Source organism: Thiohalocapsa halophila, assembly GCF_016583825.1.
Lineage (GTDB): Bacteria > Pseudomonadota > Gammaproteobacteria > Chromatiales > Chromatiaceae > Thiohalocapsa > Thiohalocapsa halophila.
In genome coordinates this window covers 1-1,461 of the sequence record NZ_NRRV01000180.1, presented here as the reverse complement: position 1 = coordinate 1,461, position 1,461 = coordinate 1, and the positions used below count along the sequence as shown (strand labels likewise).

Genomic DNA, 1,461 nt, shown 5'->3' with positions numbered 1-1,461 from the left:
GGTGCAAGCGCAGCGGCGGTTGTGAGTGGAAAGGCCAAGGCACCCGCGATGGCGCCGTAGTTCCGATGCCCGAAGCACTCGCCGATGATCACGGGGCGGGTGATGCTCGTGACACCGTAGCCGGCGCCCTGCAACAAGACGAATACCACCACAAGCTCGAACTGCAGCGCGGTGCCGAGGAGCGCAAGGCTGGCCAGGACCATGGCCACGAAGCTGGCGATCGAAACCGCCATCGACGAGCTGCGATCACCCGCGGCCATCATGGCCAAACGGCCGGTGATCTGCATCGGTCCGATCATCGCTGCCGCGAGGATTGCTGTGCTTCCTCCGAGTCCGCGATCGGCCAACAGCGGCAGGAGATGGGTGAGGATGGTCGCGTGATTAAGGCTGATCGTGATCGCGGCCAGTGCCAGCAGCCAGAACACAGGCCGCTGCATGTGTCGGGCGAGCGCGGCTTTGTCCGGAGCCGTCACCAATGCGTGCACCGGTTCGGAGCCGACCCGCGCCAGCGCAACCGCGGTGATGGTCGCGGATATCACCATGACTCCGGCGAAACACACAAGGGTCAAGCGCCAGCCGAGCGTTGCCGCCAGTGCATGGGCGGTGGGAAAGCTGAGCGTTCCGGCAAAGCCCCCGACGAGGGTGACCAACGTGATTGCCCGCTTGGCCGTGGCCCCCAGGGCGCGCGTGATGACCGCGAAACAAGCTTCGTAGAGGGCCCCTGCCTGCGCCAGGCCTAAGAGCAGCCACCAGGCCGCGAACTGCCAAGGTTGTTGCGCCGTACTCAGCCCGAGCAGGCAAGACGCGCCCAGCAGGGCCGATCCGACCATGACTGCCTTACTGTGACCGCGATCGATCAGCAATCCGATCAATAGGGCGGAGGTTGCACTCACCAGCAAGGTCCCGGTGAAGGTGCTGCCGAGAAAGGCGCGGCTCCATCCGAGCTCGCGCTCCCACTCCGGGAGGAGTGCCGGGAAGATGTAGTAGATACTCGCCCAGCTCAGGGTCTGGGCGACAGCCAAGGGCCAGACGGCGAGGGTGCGGGGCTCGGTGTCCTCGTTAGCGATCGGCATCAGGGATCTGTCGAGGGATTCGGGGGATACATCGTCGCTACGCGAGGCCCGGCATCCGGGCGCGGAGGAGGATACTGCCTCGGAAGCGAGGCGCTCGGTACGTCACCGCGTCCTCCGGCTGAGCCTACGCTGATCCCGGTCGCTTGTCCCAGTGCCAGGTATCTGTTGTGCCGGAGGGTGGGCGCCGCCGTTGCAGGTCGGGTTCGCCGACCGAGACCCAACATACCGCGGAGACCGTTGGAAGCGGAGCCTGGCAGGCAGAAGCCAAGATCGGAGCGCGGTATGGCAGCAGGGCCGCGACAAACAAGCGAATGGTGGTCTCAAGATGTCGGTGCCTCGCTGGCCGTGCGAGACCAGTAACGCGACGAGCAAACGCCACCATAAAGCG

1 protein-coding gene is annotated in these 1,461 nt (G+C 65.5%); it reads right to left on the bottom strand.

Annotation, left to right across the window (positions count from 1 at the left end):
* A partial coding sequence (locus CKO31_RS25840) for an MFS transporter (protein ID WP_200243721.1) occupies nucleotides 1-1,073 on the bottom strand: 1,073 nt, incomplete at its 3' end.
* Between the last annotated feature and the right edge of the window lie 388 nt (nucleotides 1,074-1,461).